This window comes from Sphingobium sp. MK2 (genome assembly GCF_040170545.1).
Lineage (GTDB): Bacteria > Pseudomonadota > Alphaproteobacteria > Sphingomonadales > Sphingomonadaceae > Sphingobium.
This window is the reverse complement of sequence record NZ_JAZDXA010000091.1, coordinates 1-2095: the sequence shown is the minus strand read 5'-3', so window position 1 is coordinate 2095 and position 2095 is coordinate 1. Positions and strand designations below refer to the sequence as shown.

General features: G+C 52.4%; 1 protein-coding gene and 1 pseudogene. Both read left to right on the top strand.

Features of this window, described 5'->3' with window-relative positions; all coding sequences use genetic code 11:
• Positions 1-237 (top strand): annotated as a pseudogene (locus V2I08_RS20340) (IS5/IS1182 family transposase); the annotation flags it as partial.
• A 345-nt stretch (positions 238-582) separates the two neighbouring features.
• The gene (locus tag V2I08_RS20335; RefSeq protein ID WP_349636564.1) at positions 583-2046 is read left to right on the top strand and encodes a TonB-dependent receptor domain-containing protein; all 1464 of its coding nucleotides are present in this window, start codon (positions 583-585) and stop codon (positions 2044-2046) included.
• Positions 2047-2095: the final 49 nt, after the last annotated feature.

Below are 2095 nucleotides of genomic sequence, written 5' to 3'. Positions count from 1 at the left end.
AGCAACGACATCATCGCCGAACTCAACGAGCGTGGTGCCAAAATCGTCATCTCGCAGCACCCGCGACGCGCCATTCCTATCCCGCTTGATGCCGAGATGTACAAATGGCGGCACCTCATCGAAAACTTCTTCTGCAAATTGAAGGAGTTCAAACGCATCGCCATGCGCGCCTGCAAAATCGACCAAAGCTTCGAAGCCATAATCTACCTCGCCGCCGCTGTCATCAACTCACGATGAATCCCCACAAGCCTTATTTCCTCAATGGTCTGCTTTTTCAGGCGAAGCTCTAATCGCCCGTGAAAAATAATCAAAAAAGCTTATCAACATTACCTTATCAATAGCCTTGACTCATTATAATATACTTATAATTTAATGTCTCCTCGGTGCGAAACGCATGGAATCCTTCGGGCTTCCGGCGTCAGCACACGTTTGGAAATAAAAAAATGTGCCAACTGAGCAGAGCAAGCACGGTGGCACCATGGGAGAGATAAGGTGACCAGTCCGCTAAGCCGCGCATCGCGCCATCCTCGGGTTTTTCTGAATTCAGCCTGTGCCTTGACTGCGATGATTATATGCAGTTCCATGCCCGCATTTGCACAGAATAATACCAGACAAGAAACGGCGGGTATCCAAGATATCATCGTTACCGCGCAACGCCGCGAACAGGCACTGCAAGATGTCCCCCTAGCTATTTCAGCCTTCAACGCGGACACACTTGAGCGCGTTGGCGTCAACAGCGTTGCAGAGTTGGTCTATCTGTCACCCGGCCTTGTCTACCAGGGTGGAGACAATAGCGCGTCGCCTTATTTGCGCGGCGTAGGCACAACCTCGACCCAGTCTTCGGGCGAACCACCACTGGCCATGTATGTCGATGGATTCTACTATCCAGCCTTTGAATCAGCTCTGCTAAACTTTTCCAATATCAGCAGCATCGCCGTCTTACGTGGCCCGCAAGGGACGTTGTTCGGTCGCAACGTGACGGCTGGCTTAATCCAGGTGACAACAAAGGATCCGACGGCAAAGCCGAGCGGCAATTTTGAATTGCGCTACGGCAATTTCAATCATGTCACCGCTTCCGGCTATTTTGCTAGCGGGATTACCGATAATCTCGCGGCAGACATTTCGGTCTATTATTTAAAACATGACGGCTGGGGCAGAAATCTGGTCAATGGTGAAGACGCAAGTCGATCAGATCAGATTGCCCTGCGTTCGAAATGGGTCTTTAATCCGGGGCCAGACACCCAGATTTCGTTGATGCTAGACTATTCAGTTGGCAAGGGCGATATCGGGTCTTCAACCAACGCATTGCCAGGTTTTCTTGATGCCACGGGCAGTGCGCGGCCAGGCGATCAGTTTGACGCGATACGCAACCTAAGTACAGCCGACAATAAGGTTGTATCCAAGGGCGCAGGACTGAAAATTGAGCACGATCTGGGCTTTGCCAAGATTCGCAGTCTGACCAGCCATCGGGTCATGGACAATCGGTTCGCAATTGACGGCGATGCAAGTCCGCTGAACCTGATCAATGCGAACGTTCCTAATCATTCCGAATATACGATGCAGGAGTTGCAACTTGTATCCGGTGCCGGTTCATCGTTCGAATGGATTTTGGGTGCATTCTATCAGGATTCCACCGGCGGTTCCGGCAGAGAGCCATTCACGATCTCTGGCGATGTGTTCCCACCATTTCTGGGCGGCGGCTTCGCAAACAATGCGCAAACCGATTCAGAATCCTGGGCCGTCTACGCCCAGTCCACGGTCAAGCTGGCACCTGGCCTTCGCGGAACCATCGGCCTGCGCTACACTGACGACAGCCAGCGGATTACGGGCAATGAGTTCGCACTTGCCGGTTTCCCTCTTGGTCCCGACGTCGACCAATCGGATTCCTGGAACCAGGTCACATGGCGGCTCGCGCTCGACTATGACTTCTCTGACGATGTCCTCGGATACATCAGCTACAACCGGGGTTACAAAGCAGGCCGCTTTGATTTCATTGGCCTGCGCGATCCTGCGGTTAACCCGGCTTATTCATCAGGGGGTGCCTGAAGGGTTGGCAGGAGTAGCGTAAGGTTCTGTTCTGAAGTAGGAAATTGGT

Coding starts and splice junctions, on each gene's coding strand:
- V2I08_RS20335 (WP_349636564.1), top strand. CDS start 583: ATGCCCGCATTTGCACAGAATAATACCAGACAAGAAACGGCGGGTATC.